Annotated in this window: 19 protein-coding genes and 1 tRNA gene; 11 read left to right on the top strand and 9 right to left on the bottom strand. The window is 40.4% G+C overall.

What is annotated here, in order from left to right; translation table 11 throughout:
• Positions 1-556: 556 nt before the first annotated feature.
• The 6 genes from WS42_RS11510 to WS42_RS11485 all read right to left on the bottom strand — a co-directional run bounded on the left by WS42_RS11510 (position 557) and on the right by WS42_RS11485 (position 6,377).
• Positions 557-1,114, bottom strand: a complete 558-nt coding sequence (locus tag WS42_RS11510) for a sugar O-acetyltransferase (protein WP_013612756.1) — start codon at positions 1,112-1,114, stop codon at positions 557-559.
• A 41-nt stretch (positions 1,115-1,155) separates the two neighbouring features.
• Positions 1,156-3,045, bottom strand: coding sequence for a biosynthetic arginine decarboxylase (speA, locus tag WS42_RS11505; protein WP_013612757.1), 1,890 nt, complete (start codon positions 3,043-3,045; stop codon positions 1,156-1,158).
• A 377-nt stretch (positions 3,046-3,422) separates the two neighbouring features.
• Positions 3,423-4,061, bottom strand: coding sequence for a murein L,D-transpeptidase catalytic domain family protein (locus WS42_RS11500; RefSeq protein WP_013612758.1), 639 nt, complete (start codon positions 4,059-4,061; stop codon positions 3,423-3,425).
• A gap of 10 nt (positions 4,062-4,071) precedes the next feature.
• A complete protein-coding gene (locus tag WS42_RS11495; RefSeq protein ID WP_229041792.1) occupies positions 4,072-4,983 on the bottom strand; it encodes a L,D-transpeptidase in 912 nt (303 codons plus the stop codon).
• A gap of 220 nt (positions 4,984-5,203) precedes the next feature.
• Entirely contained in the window at positions 5,204-5,695 is a 492-nt protein-coding gene (locus WS42_RS11490; protein ID WP_022160792.1) for a hypothetical protein, read from the bottom strand.
• Between the two features lies 1 nt (position 5,696).
• Entirely contained in the window at positions 5,697-6,377 is a 681-nt protein-coding gene (locus tag WS42_RS11485) for a DUF3800 domain-containing protein (protein WP_022160793.1), read from the bottom strand.
• A gap of 195 nt (positions 6,378-6,572) precedes the next feature.
• On the opposite strand from WS42_RS11485, the gene WS42_RS15765 reads away from it, so the two are divergent.
• Positions 6,573-6,806 carry a type II toxin-antitoxin system RelE/ParE family toxin gene (locus tag WS42_RS15765; protein WP_046451122.1) on the top strand — a complete coding sequence of 78 codons (234 nt, stop codon included), beginning with the start codon at positions 6,573-6,575 and terminating at the stop codon, positions 6,804-6,806.
• Positions 6,807-6,867: 61 nt separating this feature from the next.
• Here the strand turns inward: WS42_RS15765 and WS42_RS11475 are convergent.
• Positions 6,868-6,940: transfer RNA gene (locus WS42_RS11475), tRNA-Pro, on the bottom strand.
• An 80-nt stretch (positions 6,941-7,020) separates the two neighbouring features.
• Here WS42_RS11475 and rbfA point away from each other — a divergent pair.
• From rbfA to pheS, 5 genes are all read left to right on the top strand, one after another.
• Positions 7,021-7,356 carry a 30S ribosome-binding factor RbfA gene (gene rbfA, locus WS42_RS11470; protein ID WP_013612807.1) on the top strand — a complete coding sequence of 112 codons (336 nt, stop codon included), beginning with the start codon at positions 7,021-7,023 and terminating at the stop codon, positions 7,354-7,356.
• A gap of 52 nt (positions 7,357-7,408) precedes the next feature.
• Positions 7,409-8,611, top strand: a complete 1,203-nt coding sequence (locus WS42_RS11465; RefSeq protein WP_013612808.1) for an ABC transporter permease — start codon at positions 7,409-7,411, stop codon at positions 8,609-8,611.
• Positions 8,608-9,438, top strand: a complete 831-nt coding sequence (locus WS42_RS11460) for a peptidylprolyl isomerase (protein ID WP_013612809.1) — start codon at positions 8,608-8,610, stop codon at positions 9,436-9,438. Before WS42_RS11465 ends, WS42_RS11460 begins: the two co-directional genes overlap by 4 nt.
• A gap of 17 nt (positions 9,439-9,455) precedes the next feature.
• Positions 9,456-9,845: a VanZ family protein gene (locus WS42_RS11455; protein WP_022160795.1), complete on the top strand. Its 390-nt coding sequence runs from the start codon at positions 9,456-9,458 to the stop codon at positions 9,843-9,845.
• Positions 9,846-9,930: 85 nt separating this feature from the next.
• A complete protein-coding gene (gene pheS, locus WS42_RS11450; RefSeq protein ID WP_013612811.1) occupies positions 9,931-10,950 on the top strand; it encodes a phenylalanine--tRNA ligase subunit alpha in 1,020 nt (339 codons plus the stop codon).
• A gap of 65 nt (positions 10,951-11,015) precedes the next feature.
• Here pheS and WS42_RS11445 read toward each other — a convergent pair whose 3' ends face one another.
• Positions 11,016-11,846: an OmpA family protein gene (locus WS42_RS11445; protein ID WP_013612812.1), complete on the bottom strand. Its 831-nt coding sequence runs from the start codon at positions 11,844-11,846 to the stop codon at positions 11,016-11,018.
• 195 nt (positions 11,847-12,041) lie between these two features.
• Between WS42_RS11445 and WS42_RS11440 the strand changes: the two genes are divergently transcribed.
• The 3 genes from WS42_RS11440 (at position 12,042) to WS42_RS11430 (ending at position 15,076) form a co-directional block, all read left to right on the top strand.
• Positions 12,042-12,905, top strand: coding sequence for an N-acetylmuramoyl-L-alanine amidase-like domain-containing protein (locus WS42_RS11440; RefSeq protein WP_013612813.1), 864 nt, complete (start codon positions 12,042-12,044; stop codon positions 12,903-12,905).
• 71 nt (positions 12,906-12,976) lie between these two features.
• Positions 12,977-13,579 (top strand): penicillin-binding protein activator LpoB, encoded by a 603-nt coding sequence (gene lpoB / locus WS42_RS11435; RefSeq protein WP_013612814.1) that lies wholly within the window; start codon positions 12,977-12,979, stop codon positions 13,577-13,579.
• 111 nt (positions 13,580-13,690) lie between these two features.
• Entirely contained in the window at positions 13,691-15,076 is a 1,386-nt protein-coding gene (locus tag WS42_RS11430; RefSeq protein ID WP_046403335.1) for a COG3014 family protein, read from the top strand.
• A gap of 136 nt (positions 15,077-15,212) precedes the next feature.
• Here the strand turns inward: WS42_RS11430 and WS42_RS11425 are convergent, their stop codons facing one another.
• On the bottom strand, positions 15,213-16,583 hold the full coding sequence (locus tag WS42_RS11425) for a dipeptidase (protein ID WP_046451121.1): 1,371 nt from the start codon (positions 16,581-16,583) through the stop codon (positions 15,213-15,215).
• A gap of 259 nt (positions 16,584-16,842) precedes the next feature.
• Here WS42_RS11425 and WS42_RS11420 point away from each other — a divergent pair, with 259 nt between their 5' ends.
• Positions 16,843-17,781 carry a ribose-phosphate pyrophosphokinase gene (locus WS42_RS11420; RefSeq protein WP_013612817.1) on the top strand — a complete coding sequence of 313 codons (939 nt, stop codon included), beginning with the start codon at positions 16,843-16,845 and terminating at the stop codon, positions 17,779-17,781.
• A 112-nt stretch (positions 17,782-17,893) separates the two neighbouring features.
• A partial coding sequence (locus WS42_RS11415) for a ferritin family protein (RefSeq protein ID WP_502685717.1) occupies positions 17,894-18,266 on the top strand: 373 nt, incomplete at its 3' end.

Genomic DNA, 18,266 nt, shown 5'->3' with positions numbered 1-18,266 from the left:
CAAAAAAGCCAACTAATTCGCAACATTTTATGTATGAATTAGTTGGCTGATTTTATAGTATTTACTGAATGTCCCTAAGTAAGAAATACCAAGGTACTTTATAGAAGAAAAAAATAATATTTTGTACATCTGAAATTAAAATATAATTTTACATCATTATACAAACAAAATCAAGCTGTTCTATTAAAAATAAACGGACGTTTAAATTCATTATATTATACCACCTCTTTTCAGGGGTGTTTTTTTTGTTTTATACTTTATAATCATCTGACTATCAACTCTTATTAAGAGATTCATAAAAGTTCCAAAATTTTTCCCAAACGACCACCAAAAAAACATCCGTTTTAATTGGAAATAAAAATTAAGAAATATGAGATTTCAGTTTAAGGGAAAAAGAAAACATAAAGATTTATGGATTGTGATTATTATCATAACCATCCTGCTATTATATACCTATTATGAAGCGAACTTCGGAAAAAAAAGAAGATTACAACAAAGCGAATCCTTATCTTCATGTTTAGTAAATGCTCCCCTTCCAAACCAGACTTCCCCTTTATCAGGCCAATTTCCGAATGATTCGGGCAGGACTTCCTCCTACCATTGAATCGTCGGGCACATCTTTAGTTACTACAGCCCCTGCTGCAACGATACAACGGTCCCCGATCGTCACCCCGGGACAAATCACAGCTCCTCCTCCTATCCAACAATCATCGCCGATTGTAATGGGCTCGCCATGTTCGGCTCCTGTTGCGCGTTCCCGATAATCGATCGGGTGCATCGGAGCATATAATTGTACATTCGGGCCGATCAGTATATTTTTCCCCAAATAAATCCGGGCCGTATCGAGAATCGTACAGTTATAATTAATAAAACCATTCTCACCTCCGTAAATATTGAATCCGAAATCACACCAAAAAGGAGCCTGTATCACTAAAGAAGGATGGGCATTCGGTAAAAATTTACGAAGTAATTCACCTCCTTGAGTATAATCCCGGAAATAAGTCCGGTTATATTCTTCCACCCATTTCAAACAGTCACGGTGCAACTTCATTAACTCCGGATCGAAAGCATAATAAGTCTCCCCTGCCTGCATTTTCTCTTTTTCTGTCTTCATATTACGATTTAATTAAAAAGCCGCTGGAAAGCGGCTTATTATTATTCTAAATAAGTATATCCATACAAACCGGATCGGTAATTGGATAAGAATTCCCTTCCCTCCTCAGGAGAAATGATCCCTTTTTTGACAGAAGTCGTCGCCCATACTTCAACGGTACGAGCCATCCGTTTAGGAGTAAATTGCACATACTCGAGAACGTCAGCAACTGTTTCTCCTTCAATAATTTTATCGATCACATATTCACCGTTTTTCACTTTGATATGCACAGCATTGGTATCACCGAACAAATTATGCAAATCCCCTAAAATTTCCTGATAAGCTCCAACCAGGAATACTCCGAAATAATAGGGTTCTTTATTGCTCAATTCATGTACCGGCAGGTGATAGGAAAAATTACGGGTAGAAATAAAATTATTGATTTTCCCATCTGAATCACAGGTAATATCCTGAATTGTAGCCGACTTTGTAGGCTGTTCGTTCAACCGGGAAATCGGCATAATGGGAAAAATCTGGTCGATCGCCCAGGAATCGGGTAAGGATTGGAAAAGTGAGAAATTACAAAAATATTTATCCGGTAACATCTTCGCAATCTTTTTTAACTCGTCGGGAGCATGTTTTGTCGCTTCGGCCATCTCGTATACTTCACGGGCAACGGACCAGAAAAGCCGTTCTACCTGTGCACGGGTACGCAAATCGATCAGGCCCAGATTAAATAAGTTCAAAGCATCTTCACGGCATTGCAAAGCATCGTGCCAAGTTTCCAACAAACGGGGCTGATTGAGATTTTCCCACAAATCATATAGTTCCTTCACCAGCTCGTGAGCATCTTCTGCCAAATCTTCATTTTCATCGAAAGCCGGAAGACTGGTACTGGCCAAGGCTTCAAAAACCAATACCGAATGATGGGCCGTCAAGGAACGTCCCGACTCGGTAATGATATTCGGCTGCGGCAATTCATTCTTTTCGCAAGCATCGACAATAGAAGAAACGGCATCATTGACATATTCCTGAATAGAATAATTCATACTATTCGATGTCGCTGAACGGGTACCGTCATAATCTACTCCCAATCCGCCTCCTATGTCTACAAAATTAATGTTATATCCCATCCGTTTCAACTCCACATAAAACTGAGAAGCTTCTTTCAGAGCTGTCTTTATACGACGGATATTGGTCACCTGACTGCCTATATGAAAATGAATCAGCTGAAGAGAATCGGCCATCTTATTTTTTTCAAGAATATCGAGAGCGTCCAAAAGTTCACTGGAATTTACCCCGAACTTACTTACATCTCCTCCTGATTCTTCCCATTTACCACTCCCTGAACTAGCCAGCTTGATCCGGATTCCGATATTCGGTTTCACATTCATTTTCTTAGCCAAACGAGCGATGGTTTTCAGCTCCATCAATTTCTCCACCACCAAAAAAATCCGTTTCCCCATTTTTTGAGCCAGCAAAGCCAGTTCGATATAACTTTCATCTTTATATCCATTACAAATGATCATGGCCTCATCATCGATATCGATCGAAAGTACCGCATGCAACTCTGGCTTCGAGCCTGCTTCCAAACCGATATTGAATTTATTCCCATGACTGACAATCTCTTCAACGACAGGACGCATTTGATTGACCTTGATCGGATAGATAATGAAATTCTTAGCCGAATAGCCATATTCCCGAGCAGCAGCCTGAAAACAATTAGAAATTTTCTCGATCCGATTATCCAGGATATCCGGGAATCGCAAAAGTACCGGGGCTTCCACATCACGAACCTGTAACTCCTCCATCAATTCTTTCAGATCGATCGAAGGTCCATCCGTTTTAGGTGTTACAGCAACATGCCCTTTTTCGTTAATCGAAAAATAGTTCAGCCCCCAACCGTTGATATTGTACAGTTCTGCTGAATCGTCAATACTCCATTTTCTCATTTCTATGCGTTGAAATCGATAATATTAGGTTTTTAAAATTCGTGCAAATCTAAGTGAATTAATCGACAATTAAAAGGTGTGACTTAAAAATTATTACGATTTCACACACAGTAAGTTAACTCAATATCCGACAATCCGGCACAATAGCTTTAATTTTATCGTCTCATCGCATCACTTTTCATCCCGGACCATTGCCCGGTTTCATTCTATTTCTATAAATTTCGAACGACTTAAAAGCAGAATAATTATAGTTTCCCGTTGTTCAGCATTCCTCTTGCCTTGCTGAAAGAATCGGAAATTCTGTCGAGATAAGATCCTCCGGACCTTCTGGTTAGAATCCTAGTGCGAAAACGACCTCGGAAAAGAGTAAATATACCTCAAGCTTTGTTCAATCCGTAAATATAGAGCAATACCCCACCTTTGATAGTATCGATGACCTGCTTACTGATATCCGGTGGTAAGGCGGGACAACCCAGACTGCGACCGAGACGCTGCTGGCCTTTCAAGACAGCAGGATCTGCATAATTAGCCCCGTGCACAACAATAGCACGTTCCCTCGCTTTATCGTTAATTCCTTTTTCCAAACCATCTAAAAATAAAGAGTAACCATTTTTTCCCATATAAGTATCACCGGTACGAAAAAATCCCAGGGAACTTTGATACGAACCGGGCCTATTGGAAAAAGCCACGGCATAATTATCCCCACTTCCTCTGCCATGAGCCACATAAGTACTCAGTAAAAGTTTTTTTTGCAAAAGATCTAAAATATAAAACCGCTTCTCCGTGGAAGGTTTGGTATAATCGATCAGTACCAACAAGCGGTCTTGTCCGGAAGCATATCGGGAAAATCCTTTGAGTGCCTGTTCGAATGCAGGAAAATTCACTTCTCCCCTCAACCCCAATTCCTGATACAACTGAAAACTAGAGGCCACCGTAGTTTCCGGTAAAGCTTCTACAGCTTTTCCGACTCTTACCCCACACACCAGACTCAAAATTAGAATAACTACTTTATACATTTTTCCTATTTTAATCAAATACAATCACCAATGCTTCACTTATAGGGGCCCAATCGTAAATGAATTTAGCATGAGAAGTGGCATTTCTCACACACATGTGCGAACGCGGAGTTGTCCCCAGCGTACCGCTATACTCCAAAACAACGGAGTCCGGATAATTTACCGGTACTCCATGCAGGTAGGCTCCTCCGGAAAAACGGCTGGCCCATGGAGCAAATCCTCCGGGCTCAATGGAACCGTCCCTTAAAAAAGGCATCGCTTCCAGCTTACGGCGAATGACATAGACTCCCGGAGGCGTTTCTCTCTTATAGGGCGGTCTATGTAATCCTGTCGTTATCGGATTCATACTCCTGACCAACCAGGTAGAATCCCCCTGCTCCAAAGTAGCCAGGTTTTGATTCGTCCGGTCGATAAATATCAACTTCCGAAAGTCGGCCCCACCCAAACGATCTACATATTTTTCAGGTACCCACCACTCACCACCGAAAGAAGAAGGTGTCACCAACAAAAAACCCGCACTATCACGGATGACCGATACTAACGCTCCATCACGCCCATATCGTTCGGGAACTTCCCAGTTCCCTGTTTTATAAAATGGAACGGATTGATCTCTTTTCACCCCGTATTTATCTTCGATAGCCCGATAAGCGTCTTTCCGACTCGAATCCGACAATGGAGCACGGCCGTTCCGGTTTTTATAATTACTCAAAGCTCCGAACTCTTTAGCCTGATTTTCAAAATTCAACAAAGAATCTATCATCCCTGCAATCTTATCCCACTGAAAACTCCGTTCCACCTTCCTGTATTCATAATTATCCTCCAAGGTATGCCGATCGTACAACAATTGTTTTTCAATCTTCACTCCCCCATTCTCCGAGAAAAAAAATGAAAACAGAAGAAATAAAAATGACATCTTTCCCATTCCTTAAAATATCAAAATATAAAACATGTCATTTGATACGTAAAAATAATTTTTTTTCCCAAACCTCACTCCTTCTTTTCGTACTATTTATAAAAGATTCACATTCAGGTGGTAAGAATTGGCTTTATTCAATAAATATTTTATATTTGTAGAAAGTTCATCCTCCAAAGGAGGAAGGAAATCGGAAAGCGGTAAATCGATGTATTTATCGCTTTTCGTCTCAATATACTTTTGCCAGCCGACGTTTCAATTTATGTTCAATTTTATACCGGTTTCTTCCCAAAAGATAATAGGCAGTCAGTAAATAATACCGATTGTCTCCCCGGGGTTCCAGAACGATAACATAAGATTCCTGTACATCATAAAGGTAAGTACGAATGGCTACTTTGTCTTTTACGGAAAACACCTGCAAGTGTTCAGGTTGTCTTTCCTCAAGATGATATTTGATCCAATGTAGCCTCACCGCCCGATTCCGGTCATAGATCCTCTCCCTATGCAAGCGATCTTCCATTGTAACCAAATGATTGAAAAAAATGGATAAAGTATTTTTCCCTTGTGACAATGTCGGTAATACCTTCTTTTGCCTGAAATAATTTCCCGAATCGACAAAATCCCTTTTAAAAATGCCCATTAACGATGCATTACGTTCCTCCTCATCGAACGCATCCAATTCCAAAAGAGAATTATATGTCTTGATCAGATTAAGGGGCATATCAAATCTGAATTCTAAACAAGTTGAATTTTGAAATTCTTTTTGAAGTTGTACTTTCCAGATCCGTCCGGGTACGGATTTTTAACTTTTCTATGAATCGAACTTTAGCTTCCGACGCTTTCTCTGTCTGATTCAGATTATAGGCAATGGCTCCGATAAATAAATCACACAGCTGTAATAAATCCAGTTCATGAGAACGCACATGCTGAATTTTTTCAATGATCTCCATCCTGACATTCAGTATGTCTTTCAGCTTTTCAGTCCGGTAAGAGCTGAGATTATCTTTAATATCCAAATAAATATTATAATGCCAAACCGGATCCAAAGTATGAAAAAGCAACTGATAATACATCAGATAGTAAAATTTATTGTAATCATGATCACATTTATCGGCAATATACCGGCTTTTATCTACGATAATCGCCCTGAATCGTATCCCTCCTTTTTTGAAAAACCAATCTACCAACTTCGCATAAAACGGATAATTCCACTCATTCAAATAAGTCCATTTCACTTCCAGTGTATTCTTATATTTCACCCGCAAGCTTTTCAGCTCCCCCTTCATCTGTTCTATTTTATGCAAAGGAGCCGCAATATACCCCAATACCATGAACCGTTTGCCATCTTTTTGAAGATGACAGCTCTCATCGCAATAATAATTATATACCCAAGACCCACGCATGATTTTAAGGATAAGAAGATTAAGGCTAATTTAAGCAATTTTTACCTGAAAACAAAACCCAAACACATTTTTTCCCTTTACATACAAAATCTTTGATCTGGCGGTAAAACGTCAGCATTGGAAGCATGTAAAAACCGATGATTTGCCGGAAAGTTATCATCTGTCATTGCACTTACTTTTCACTATATTTGCTGTATGAAAAGGGAAATAATAGCATTCGGAGATTATTATGACAATCTCATGAAAACCCTGTCAGCGACCGAGCCTAAGAAGGTTCATTATATACTTGACCTTCTACAGATCAGAAATAGAATTAGTACGAAATTCGTCATATTTATCAGAGATAGCCTCTATGAAATAAGGACTATGTATCATGGAAATATCTACCGGGTATTTTTCATTTTCGATGAAGGCCGGATCATAGTTTAAGGGGTAGATTTATCAACTTTAAACAAAAAACGCACTGATAATCAGTGCGTCCTGTTTTTTGTCGAGATGACTGGACTTGAACCAGCGGCCTCCACGTCCCGAACGTGGCGCGCTACCAACTGCGCTACATCTCGTTTGCGGATGCAAATGTAATAAAAGTATCAGGAAAAAATACTATATTTGTTGAAAAATTTTTCAACTTAATTCAAATACGATGGATTCGATAAGACAAAATAAGGTAGCACGCCTGATTCAAAGAGATTTAAGTGAGATGTTTCAGCAGGAGTGTAAAGAATATACAGAAGGAGCAATGTTGTCGGTAACAGCGGTACGGGTCAGTCCGGACCTTTCTTATGCCAAGATTTATGTCAGTATTTTCCCTTCGGAACGGGTGGAGGCTGTCATGAAAAGCCTGGAAGAAAAAAATAAAAGCATCCGGTTTATTTTAGGGAAAAAAGTCGGCAAACAAATGCGCATCGTGCCGGAACTTCGTTTCTTTGTCGATGACAGCCTGGACTATATCGACAAAATCGACGAATTATTAAAATAATTCATCTATCCGGATACCGCTCTTTGTTACCGGACATCAATTCAATCCAGGAATGAAACTGTCTTTGTTTATTGCCAAACGCTATCTGTTTTCCAAAAAGAAACAGAATGCCATTAATATCATTTCGGTCATCAGTGTCGTTGGAGTTGCTATCGGAACTTCGGCATTGGTAATCATCTTATCTGTTTTCAATGGCATCGATCTGTTATTACAAAAGAGTGCGGACAGCTTCACCCCCGATCTGGTCATCAGTCCTCTGACAGGTAAATTCTCCCACTTCGACGATTCTTTGTATCAGGCACTTCGCAATAATTCGTCCGTTGCCTACTACAATCAGATCGTCGAAGAGAAAGCGCTCGTAAAATACGATGACAAGCTTTCGCCGGTAACGATCAAAGGAGTTGCCGACGACTATGCCCGTAATACCCATTTCGAGGATAACATCATACAAGGTACTTTTCAACTCAAAACCGGAGATACCTACAAATCGGTTGTCGGTTACGGTCTGGCTGCAGAATTAGGTATAGGTCTCAATTTCCTAACGCCTATGGTATTTTATTATCCGGATAAAAATGCCGGAGTTTCTGCTTCGGCTTTAAATACAGCATACCTGTACCCATCGGCTTTCTTTTCTTCCCAGCAAGAAATAGAAGGTCAATATGTACTTACAGATCTTGAATTCGCCCAACGTCTTTTCGGCATAAACGATCAGATTTCGAAGATCGAAATTAAACTGAAAGACAGTAAGCTGATCCCGGAAGTAAAAAAAGAATTATCCGATTTCACCGATACAACATATCGTCTGGAAGACAAATACGAATTGAACAAGGCCTTTTATGCTATGATGAAATCCGAAAAGCTGGCTGTCTTTATGATTCTTCTGTTTATCTTATTGATCGCTTCGTTCAACATTATCGGTTCAATTTCGATGCTCATCCTGGATAAAAAAGAAGACCTCGGTACTTACAAAGCTCTGGGAATGACAAATCAAAGAATCATTTCCGTATTCAAAACCGAAGGAAATCTTATCACAATGGCCGGCGCAGTCATTGGACTCGTCTTTGGGACGCTCATCTGTCTGTTACAGGAAAAATATGGATTGATCACACTCGGCGACGGGAGCTATATCATCACGGCCTATCCGGTCAAAATTGTTTTCGAAGATATTTTACTCATCGTGCTTGCCGTCTTATCGATCGGCTATACAGCCTCCTATTTCCCGGTAAAATATCTGGTGAATAAACTTGCCAAATGAAGAAAGGAGAAAATATGAAAAAGTTCTTTTGTGTATTATGTGGAATCTGTCTTTTTTACATGGGATATGCTCAGGAAAAAGAAGTAAAAGCGGTTATCGAGACGAATCTCGGTAACATGATTGTAAAATTATACAACGACACCCCCAACCACCGGGACAATTTCGTCCGTCTGGCCAAAGCCGGACACTATGACGGCAGTCTGTTTTATCGTGTAATCAAAAATTTTGTGATCCAGGGAGGTTCGTCGGATAGTAAAAAAGCCATTAAGGGAGCTGCAATCGGGTACGGTAAACCGATCGTTATCGATGCGGAAATCAAACCGGAGCATTATCACAAAAAAGGAGCATTAGCAGCACCGCGCCAACCCGACCGGGTTAATTTTTTCAAAGAATCGGACATTTCCCAATTTTATATCGTCCAGGGTAGGAAGTATGATCCCAAAGAACTGGATATCATAGAAAAACAAGTAAATGTTCCGATCAAAAGGGCTATTCAGCGAAAATACTATACTCCGGAGAAAAAAGCTATCCTGGACACCCTCCGAAAACAGAAAAAAGTAAAAGAATTCCGGGAAATTGCCGAGAAAATCAAACAGGATATCGCTTTCGACTGGAATGCCAATCCCAACAAAATTTATATGCCGGAGGAAAAACGGAATGCCTATATAAACGAAGGAGGTATACACCATTTGGATAAAGAATATACTGTTTTCGGAGAGGTGATCGAAGGTTTTGAGGTAATCGATAAAATTGCCGCCCTTCCGACAGACGGAAACGACCGGCCTATCACCGATGTCAGAATAAAAGTCAGAATTTTGAGCGAATAACCCCAATGCCAATGTATATGAGCAGTAAACTTCGCCATATTTTTATTCTGGCCAATATTTTATGGGTCGTGATTATTTTTATTCTCTGTGCGATGCCCAGTGATGACATCCCTGATCCACACTGGAATATCCCTCATCTGGATAAGGTAGTTCATTTCGGTATGTATTTCGTTTTATCCATTCTTTTAATCTTTCCACTCGAGGAATATAGTTGCTTAAAACTAAGCCGGATCTATCTGATCGCCATCCTGGTGGCACTGATCTACGGAGGAGGAATTGAAATATTGCAAGCCAATTTTTTCAACCGAAGCGGGGATGTGTGGGATTTGGTCGCAGATGTTTCAGGCGGCATCGCAGGCTGTCTGTGTTATCCTATTGTAAAAAGATTCATCCCCATGAAAAATTGAATTCTATTCTAAATTTCAATTTTCAATTTTTAATTCTCAATTAATTAAAGTAGTTTTGTGACTTTGATAATCAAAAGCCTTTACCATGTTAGACAAGATTAAGCAGATTATATCAGAGATCGGGAGCTTCACCGCTACCACACCTGCAGAGGTTGAGCAATTCAGGATTAAGCATTTGAGTAAGAAAGGTACCATTGCCGCTTTATTCGATGATTTCAAAAATGTACCGGCAGATCAAAAAAAAGAAATCGGAAAAACTTTGAACGAATTGAAAACAGCAGCCTTAGATAAAGTGAATGAGTTAAAGGAAAAGCTTTGTAATTCCGATCAGGGTAAAACCGGTGTGGATCTCACTTTACCGGGAGACCTGATCAAGCTAGGAAGCCGTCATCCATTGTCCATCGTAAAGAATGAAATTCTGGCTATTTTTAATAAACTAGGTTTCACGATATCAGAAGGTCCGGAAATAGAAGACGATTGGCATAATTTTTCAGCCTTGAATTTTCCGGAAGAACACCCGGCCCGGGATATGCAAGATACCTTCTTTATCGAGAAAAATCCGGATATCGTATTGCATACCCATACTTCTTCGGTACAGGTTCGCGACATGGAAACTCATTCCTTACCCATCCGGTTAGTGACGCCGGGAAGAGTGTTCCGTAATGAAGCTATTTCAGCTCGTGCACATTGTATTTTCCATCAGATCGAAGCGCTTTATATCGATGAAAATGTTTCTTTTGCAGATTTAAAACAGACGCTGACTTATTTTGCCAAAGAACTTTTCGGTCCGGAAACCCGAATCCGGCTGAGACCGTCTTACTTCCCATTTACCGAACCTTCGGCAGAAATGGATGTTTCCTGTTCGTTGTGTCATGGAGAAGGATGTAATGTGTGTAAAGGTACCGGCTGGCTGGAAATTTTGGGTTGTGGAATGGTCGATCCCAACGTATTGGAATTAAATGGAATCGATAAGGAAAAATATACCGGTTTTGCTCTTGGAATGGGTATCGAGCGTATCACAATGTTAAAATACGGCATCAAAGATTTACGCTTGTTCTTTGAGAATGATATTCGTTTTCTGGAGCAGTTTACTGCAGCAATATAGAAAAGATAGAAGGTGTAAAATAAAAGGTAAAAGGTTGAAAAATATCACCTTATACCTTTTACCTTTTATTTCAATATATCCATCAGCTTATCCAATTTCGGCGCCATGATGATTTCGGTACGCCGGTTGTGTGCCCGTCCCTCTACACTTTCGTTATTGTCCACCGGCATAAACTCCCCCCGGCCGCAAGGTAAAATCTGTAAAGGATTCACCCCATAATCTTTGGTCAGAATACGTACGACAGAAGTAGCACGTACGACACTTAAATCCCAATTATCTTTAAATTGCACGGTTTTAATGGGTTTGTTATCGGTATGCCCCTCGATGAAAACATCGATATCATGCTGTTTTTTCAGCACTTCCGCTAATTTACCCAACGCTTCTTTACCCTGTTTGTTGACCTGTGCACTCCCCGACTCGAACAACAGCTTATCCGACATAGCCACATATATTTTCCCATTCTTTTCGGTCACGGTCAATTCATCCGAGCTAAATCCAAGTAAAGCATCCTTGACACTATTCAATAAACTTTGAAGACGTGCGTTTTGCGCATCGACTTCGGCCTGTAATTTATTGATGGTAGCTTCCCGTTCGGCCAGTTTCTCCATTTTTTCCTTCAGTAACATATTCAGTTTTTCCTGTTCGGACAGATTGGAATACAATGATTTTCGATAATCGCGGATGGCTTGACCTAAACGAGTCGTATCACTCATCAGGTCAGTGATCTGTTGCTTCAATTTTGCAATCTCATCTTTCTGTTGTCCCAAATTTCTGTTCAGTACCCGTTCACGGCTTAAAGCTGCCAACCGACCGTTTTCAGCAACCATATACTTCTTTTTAGATACACACGACGTCACTGCAATCAATAAGCATAAGGCAAAAATGATTCTTTTCATTTGTGTAAAGAAATTATTTATTTGTAATATAATTAAAATCTACCGCTCTAACTACCATTTCACCACAAACTTAAAAATTATTCTGCAATTATGAAAATCCCTTTTTATGGATAGAATTAATTGGGAAAGTAGTTCCGGGATAATGCAGAATATTCTAACTTTGTAGTTAGAAATACCGATAAGAACTATTCAAATATGATCCGGCTAATTTTACATCTTTTCTTATTTTTGTTCCTTTCTAGTTACAGTTGTGAGGCTTACCGCCTCTCTTCGTCCGATCAGAAAGTATTAAATTCTTTTTGGAAATATGCAGAAGAACATCGCTTGGGCAATCTTCCTGTAAATGAAAGAATCCCTTCTATCGCCCGTTTTTTTTTAGGGACTCCTTATCAAAGCAATACTTTGAACGTCACCCGGGAGGAACTGCCGGTTATCAATCTACACGAATTAGATTGTGTGACGTTCGTGGAAAATGTCCTTGCTTTGGCATTTTTGGAACAATATAATCAACAATCGACAGAGGCTTTCGTGCAAAATATTATCCGGCTCAGATACCGGAATGCAGAGATCGTCGACTATACTTCCCGTTTACACTATTCTTCAGATTGGTTATATGAAATGCAACAAGCTCATTTGCTGACCGATATTACACAATTTGCCGGCGGGATCCCTTATTCCAAGCAAATCTGCTTTATGTCGGAACACAGTCAGAAATATCCACAACTCCAAAAAGACTCAAGCTTACTTAAAAAGATCAAAACCATTGAAACAGCAATAAATCAAAGGACGTATTATTATATTCCAAAAGATAAGATTAATGAAGCTTGTAATAAAATAAAAAATGGAGATATCATCCTGATCACAACACATATAAAAGGGTTGGACACCTCTCATTTGGGTTTTGCCTGGAAAAAAGAAGGTAAGACTTATCTATTGCACGCTTCCAGCAAGGGTAAGCAAGTGATGATTAGTTCCCTTCCCCTCCAGGAATATATGGAAGGGATCGATTCCCAAAGTGGAATTATGCTCGCCAGAGCCGCTAAAACATTAGCAGAATAGATATACAAATTTTATTCTCTCATTCTGGCATAAGAATTGATTGATAAATCAAAAACTAAAACAAATATATTATGAGAAAGATTTTCACTGTAACGATAGTATTCGCACTGGCAATTGCCTTCAGCAGTTGTGCCACACGTAAAGTATCCCGTGTCAATACGAACGAAGTCATCGATTTAAGCGGTCGCTGGAACGATACGGACTCACAACTGGTTTCAGCCGAGATGATAGACGATCTTCTTGGAGCTCGCTGGTTGCCGGTTTATGAGAGCCAGCACAACAATAAACGTCCGGTAGTTGTTGTCGGAACAGTTACCAACAAGAGCCATGAGCACATCAATTCGGAGACTTTCATCAAAGACATAGAGAAAGCAATCATTAAAAACGGAAGTGTCCGGCTTGTACAAGCCGGGGAAAAACGGCAGGAATTACGTACCGAACGGGACGAACAAAACCAAGGTTATACTTCGCCGGAGACAGCTAAAAAATGGGGACTGGAATTGGGTGCCGATTTCATGTTGCAAGGAACCATCAATAGCATCGTCGACAGCTACAAAAAAGAACAGGTTGTCTATTATCAGGTAGATCTGGAACTGACCAACCTGGAAACGAACGAAGTGGTTTGGATGGGAGATAAGAAAATCAAAAAACAAGTTAGCGACAGAGCCCTGTAAGAGAAAGGCCACCCAGATATTAATTTTAGATTTGCGGTTTTCGATCGATCACTTACGTACAGTTAGCTGTAACGTTATACATCGTAAGTCGCAAATCAAAAACTCTAAATAATGAAATTCCGGTTTTGTATCGTCCTATTCCTTTGTTGGATCGTTTCAAGTTGTGCCACCTGGTATCAACGCACAGCCGCATTTCAGGATGCTGTAAGTAAAGGCGAGTTCGAGCAAGCTGAAAAACTCCTGCAAAAGGATAAAAAACAAGCCCGGGATAAAAACAAAATACTGTATTACCTGAATCAAGGTTATGTCGAATTTATGTTAGGCCATTACGAAAAGAGTAATCAAGCTTTCGAAATCGCCGAACAGCTGACCGAAGACCAACAACGTAATCTGCTGACAGAAGCTGCCGTATTGATCTCGAATCCGGAAATCCGTCCTTATCGCCCGGAAGATTTCGAAGTGATCATGATTAACTTTTACAAGGCTCTGAACTACCTTCAGTTGAATAATATGGAAGATGCTTTGGTAGAAGTACGTAAAATCAATATTCGTCTACAGCAATTAAATGACAAATACCCGGATCATAAAAACCGTTATCAACGGGATGCATTTGCCCAATTACTGATGGGCTTGATATACGATGCTGCAGGAGATTACAATAATGCTTTCATCGCCTACCGGAATGCTTATAACACCTATCAAACCGACTATTTAAAAAATTTCGGGTTAGCTGCTCCCGAACAATTAAAAAAAGACTTGCTGCGTACAGCCTATCAATCGGGACTCACCCAAGAGTTAGCCGGGTATGAAAAAGAATTCCAACAGAAATATACCCCGGCTCCGCTCCCGGCCAACGGACAATTAGTATTTTTTTGGCTGAACGGTTTCGGGCCGGTCAAAGCAGAATGGGGAATTACTTTTACCAAAATCGATAAAGGAGACGGGGTTATCGTATTTCACAACGAAGAACTCGGTTTGACCTTTCCTTTCTTCTGGGGAAACGGATATAGTGAAAACGACCGCAATTCCCTGGCAAACATCGATGTAGTCCGGGTCGTATTCCCGAAATATGTCGAACGCCCGCGTCCTTTCACCCAAGGAGTTATCAGCTATGACGGGAAAAACTATACTTTACAAATGGCCGAAGACATCAATCAAATCGCCTTCAAAACGCTGCACGACCGCATGTTGAGGGAATTATCCAATTCGCTGTTGCGGGTAGGCATTAAACAAGGCTTGAAATATGCAGCCTCCAAACAAAATGAATGGCTCGGTCTGGCCGTCAGCCTGACCAATGCAATTACAGAGAAGGCAGATACCCGCAACTGGCAAACCCTTCCCTACTCGATTTCTTATGCCCGTGTTCCTCTACAAGCCAGTGAAAACAATATCGAATTAAAGTTCTCAGGCAATCATCCCGGAACCCAGGATCTGCAAAAACTGACCATTCCTGCCAATGGTAAACGAACCCGCTTTTTCGTCTATACCACGCTATAAGGATAAATCAGAAATGCTATCCGGCCAATTCTTTGCGAATCGGCTAATCCCAGGTAAAAATTAGCGGACCTACGATTCTGATAGTAAAATCCGTCAGAGAAACATAGGTCCGCCAATTTAAGTAGTATGAAGAAGATTAATGCCCATCTTCTACAAAATGCTTGTAGAATAACGGAATAGTACGAATGCCGTTAAAGAACTGCTCTAACGGATAATTCTCATTAGGTGAATGGATAGCATCGGCTCCCAGTCCGAAGCCCATCAAAATAGATTTGATTCCCAGCACTTCTTCAAAAGTAGCGATAATTGGAATACTACCTCCCGAGCGCACCGGTATCGGTTGCTTTCCATAAACTTCTTCATATGCTTTTTCTGCAGCTTTATATGCAGGTAAATCTATCGGACAAACATAAGACGGTCCGCCATGCAGATAGCTTACTTTCACTTTCACATATTCCGGAGCAATGGATTCGAAATATTCCTGGAACAATTTAGCAATTTTATCGTGTTTTTGATTGGGAACCAAACGGCAACTGATTTTTGCATGGGCCACAGAAGGCAGTACTGTTTTTGCCCCTTCTCCGGTATAACCTCCCCAAATACCACATACATCGAATGTGGGACGAATACCGGTTCGCTCGTTGGTAGAGAATCCTTCTTCGCCATGTACGGCTTTTATACCTAAAGATTTTTGGTAAGCTTCCAGATTAAACGGAGCTTTGGCCATTTTGGCCCGCTCATCTGCACTGACTTCCAATACGTCGTCATAAAATCCGGGAATAGTGATATGTCCTTTGTCATCGATCATATCTCCGATCATCTTACACAATACATTGATCGGATTTGCCACAGCACCTCCGAAAATACCGGAATGTAAATCAGCATTCGGGCCGACCATTTCCACCTCCCAATAGGCCAAACCTCTCAAACCGGTAGTAATAGAAGGAACGTCGGGAGCTATCATACTGGTATCGGAAACCAGAATAACATCGGCTTTCAGCATCTCCTTGTGATCCCGGCAGAATTTCGGCAAGCTCGGAGAACCGATTTCTTCTTCACCTTCCAGCATAAATTTCACATTACACTTGAGATTACCGGTTTTCACCATATATTCGAAAGCTTTAGCATGCATAAACGATTGGCCTTTATCATCGTCTGCACCACGAGCCCAGATCTTTCCGTCTTTGATCACGGGTTCAAAAGGCTGCGTATGCCACAATTCCACCGGATCGACAGGCATAACGTCCATATGTCCGTATACCAATACAGTCGGCAGAGACGGATCGATGATTTTTTCGCCATAAGTAACCGGATTTCCTTCGGTCTCATAAACTTCGGCTTTATCGGCACCGGCCGCCAGTAAAAGGGATTTCCATTTTTCTGCACAACGATACATATCGGGCTTGTGTTCTACCTCAGATGAGATAGAAGGAATACGTATCAACTCGAACAGCTCATTCAGAAACCGCTCCTTATTCTCCTCGATGTATTGGTTTAATTTTTCCATAGTTAGGTTGAAAATTGAAATTAAATAATTAGAAATTCTTCACAAACGGTATAAAGATAAGAAGAAAAGCTAAAAAGTAAAAGGTAAAAGGCAAAAAAGGCATTTCCCTTTACAGACTAAATTATTTTCAATTTTCAATTTCTAATATTCAATTAATTACTTACTTTTGTTGCGAAATAGCTCACAAGTGAGTTGGGTAATAATATCTGAAATTCGATTTTACAGCGTCTTAAAACATAAATATTGAAACGGCTAAATTATGTCAGATCTTTCCGAAGTTAAGATTTTTTCCGGGGAAAACAGCAAGTATATTGCTGAGAAAATTGCTAAATCGTTGAATTTAGATCTCGGACAAAAGACTTTATTACATTTCAGTGACGGAGAATTTGCGACTTCTTACGATGAAACAGTTCGTGGTGATCATGTTTTTATCGTACAATCCACTTTCCCGCCTAGTGATAACCTCATGGAGTTATTAATGATGATCGATGCGGCTAAACGTGCTTCTGCCTATAAAGTAGTAGCTGTCATTCCGTATTTCGGTTTTGCACGTCAGGACAGAAAAGACCGTCCGCGGGTAGCTATCGGTGCTAAGTTAGTAGCCAATTTGTTATGTGCTGCTGGGGTCGACCGGATCATGACGATGGACTTACACGCAGATCAGATTCAGGGATTCTTCGATATTCCGGTAGACCATTTGTATGGTTCCACGGTACTTGCTCCCTATATCCGTTCTCTGAAACTCGAGAATCTGGCTATTGCTTCACCGGATATCGGCGGATCTAAACGTGCTAATTCATGGGCAAAATTCTTCGATTCAGGGTTAGTGATCTGTCACAAAACCAGAGAAAGACCGAATGAAGTGGCCGACATGAAAGTAATCGGAGATGTAGAAGGTAAGAATGTAGTGATCGTAGACGATATGATCGATACTGCCGGAACTATCTGTAAGGCTTCCAGTATCCTGAAAGAGAAAGGTGCTTTATCGGTAAGAGCCGTAGCTACTCACGCCGTACTTTCGGGAAAAGCCTATGAGAATATCGAAAAATCAGCTTTAGACGAAGTTATATTTACGGATTCTATTCCTTTACACCAGGAATGCAGTAAAATCAAAGTGATTTCTGTTGCCGACATGTTTGCAGAAACAATCCGGAATGTCGTTGAACACCGTTCTATCAGTGATCACTTTATTATGTAGTCTTTACCTGATCGGATATAAAAAGCGAAGCATGGTCTTCGCTTTTTTTTGTAACCTGGCTCATGGAATACCGTAACATAACGAAACGTTTTTTACTTAACCACACCCATAAATGATGCCCGCTTTAACTTCCCAGGAAACCAAACAGTTATTAGCATTTCAAACTAATGAAATCACCGAACACCATATCTACCATCAACTATCACTTTTACAAAAAAATGAAAATAACCGCCGGATATTAACCGAGCTAGCAGCAGAAGAATCAGGACATTACCAGCTCCTGAAAACATATACCCAAAAGGAAGTAGGGCCTAAAAAAGGCAAAGTTCGTTTCTATGTTTGGATTGCCCGTTTATTCGGGCTTACTTTCAGTATCAAACTGATGGAAAATAGTGAAAAATATGCTCACCTGACTTCGTCATTGCGTACCCCAAAATTCTTCGTCAAAGAGTTTAGCTATTTTCTGATGCCTTGCCATCAGCATG

The organism is Odoribacter sp. N54.MGS-14 (genome assembly GCF_000980295.1).
GTDB lineage: Bacteria > Bacteroidota > Bacteroidia > Bacteroidales > Marinifilaceae > Odoribacter > Odoribacter splanchnicus.
The sequence above is the reverse complement of the archived record's forward strand: the minus strand, read 5'-3'. Positions and strand labels throughout refer to the sequence as shown.

Coding starts and splice junctions, on each gene's coding strand:
- pheS (WP_013612811.1), top strand. CDS start 9,931: ATGTTAGACAAGATTAAGCAGATTATATCAGAGATCGGGAGCTTCACC.
- WS42_RS11420 (WP_013612817.1), top strand. CDS start 16,843: ATGTCAGATCTTTCCGAAGTTAAGATTTTTTCCGGGGAAAACAGCAAG.
- lpoB (WP_013612814.1), top strand. CDS start 12,977: ATGAGAAAGATTTTCACTGTAACGATAGTATTCGCACTGGCAATTGCC.
- WS42_RS11495 (WP_229041792.1), bottom strand. CDS start 4,983: ATGGGAAAGATGTCATTTTTATTTCTTCTGTTTTCATTTTTTTTCTCG.
- WS42_RS11440 (WP_013612813.1), top strand. CDS start 12,042: ATGATCCGGCTAATTTTACATCTTTTCTTATTTTTGTTCCTTTCTAGT.
- WS42_RS11490 (WP_022160792.1), bottom strand. CDS start 5,695: ATGCCCCTTAATCTGATCAAGACATATAATTCTCTTTTGGAATTGGAT.
- WS42_RS11445 (WP_013612812.1), bottom strand. CDS start 11,846: ATGAAAAGAATCATTTTTGCCTTATGCTTATTGATTGCAGTGACGTCG.
- WS42_RS11510 (WP_013612756.1), bottom strand. CDS start 1,114: ATGAAGACAGAAAAAGAGAAAATGCAGGCAGGGGAGACTTATTATGCT.
- WS42_RS11460 (WP_013612809.1), top strand. CDS start 8,608: ATGAAGAAAGGAGAAAATATGAAAAAGTTCTTTTGTGTATTATGTGGA.
- rbfA (WP_013612807.1), top strand. CDS start 7,021: ATGGATTCGATAAGACAAAATAAGGTAGCACGCCTGATTCAAAGAGAT.
- WS42_RS11430 (WP_046403335.1), top strand. CDS start 13,691: ATGAAATTCCGGTTTTGTATCGTCCTATTCCTTTGTTGGATCGTTTCA.
- WS42_RS11425 (WP_046451121.1), bottom strand. CDS start 16,583: ATGGAAAAATTAAACCAATACATCGAGGAGAATAAGGAGCGGTTTCTG.
- WS42_RS15765 (WP_046451122.1), top strand. CDS start 6,573: ATGAAAAGGGAAATAATAGCATTCGGAGATTATTATGACAATCTCATG.
- WS42_RS11465 (WP_013612808.1), top strand. CDS start 7,409: ATGAAACTGTCTTTGTTTATTGCCAAACGCTATCTGTTTTCCAAAAAG.
- WS42_RS11485 (WP_022160793.1), bottom strand. CDS start 6,377: ATGCGTGGGTCTTGGGTATATAATTATTATTGCGATGAGAGCTGTCAT.
- WS42_RS11455 (WP_022160795.1), top strand. CDS start 9,456: ATGAGCAGTAAACTTCGCCATATTTTTATTCTGGCCAATATTTTATGG.
- speA (WP_013612757.1), bottom strand. CDS start 3,045: ATGAGAAAATGGAGTATTGACGATTCAGCAGAACTGTACAATATCAAC.
- WS42_RS11500 (WP_013612758.1), bottom strand. CDS start 4,061: ATGTATAAAGTAGTTATTCTAATTTTGAGTCTGGTGTGTGGGGTAAGA.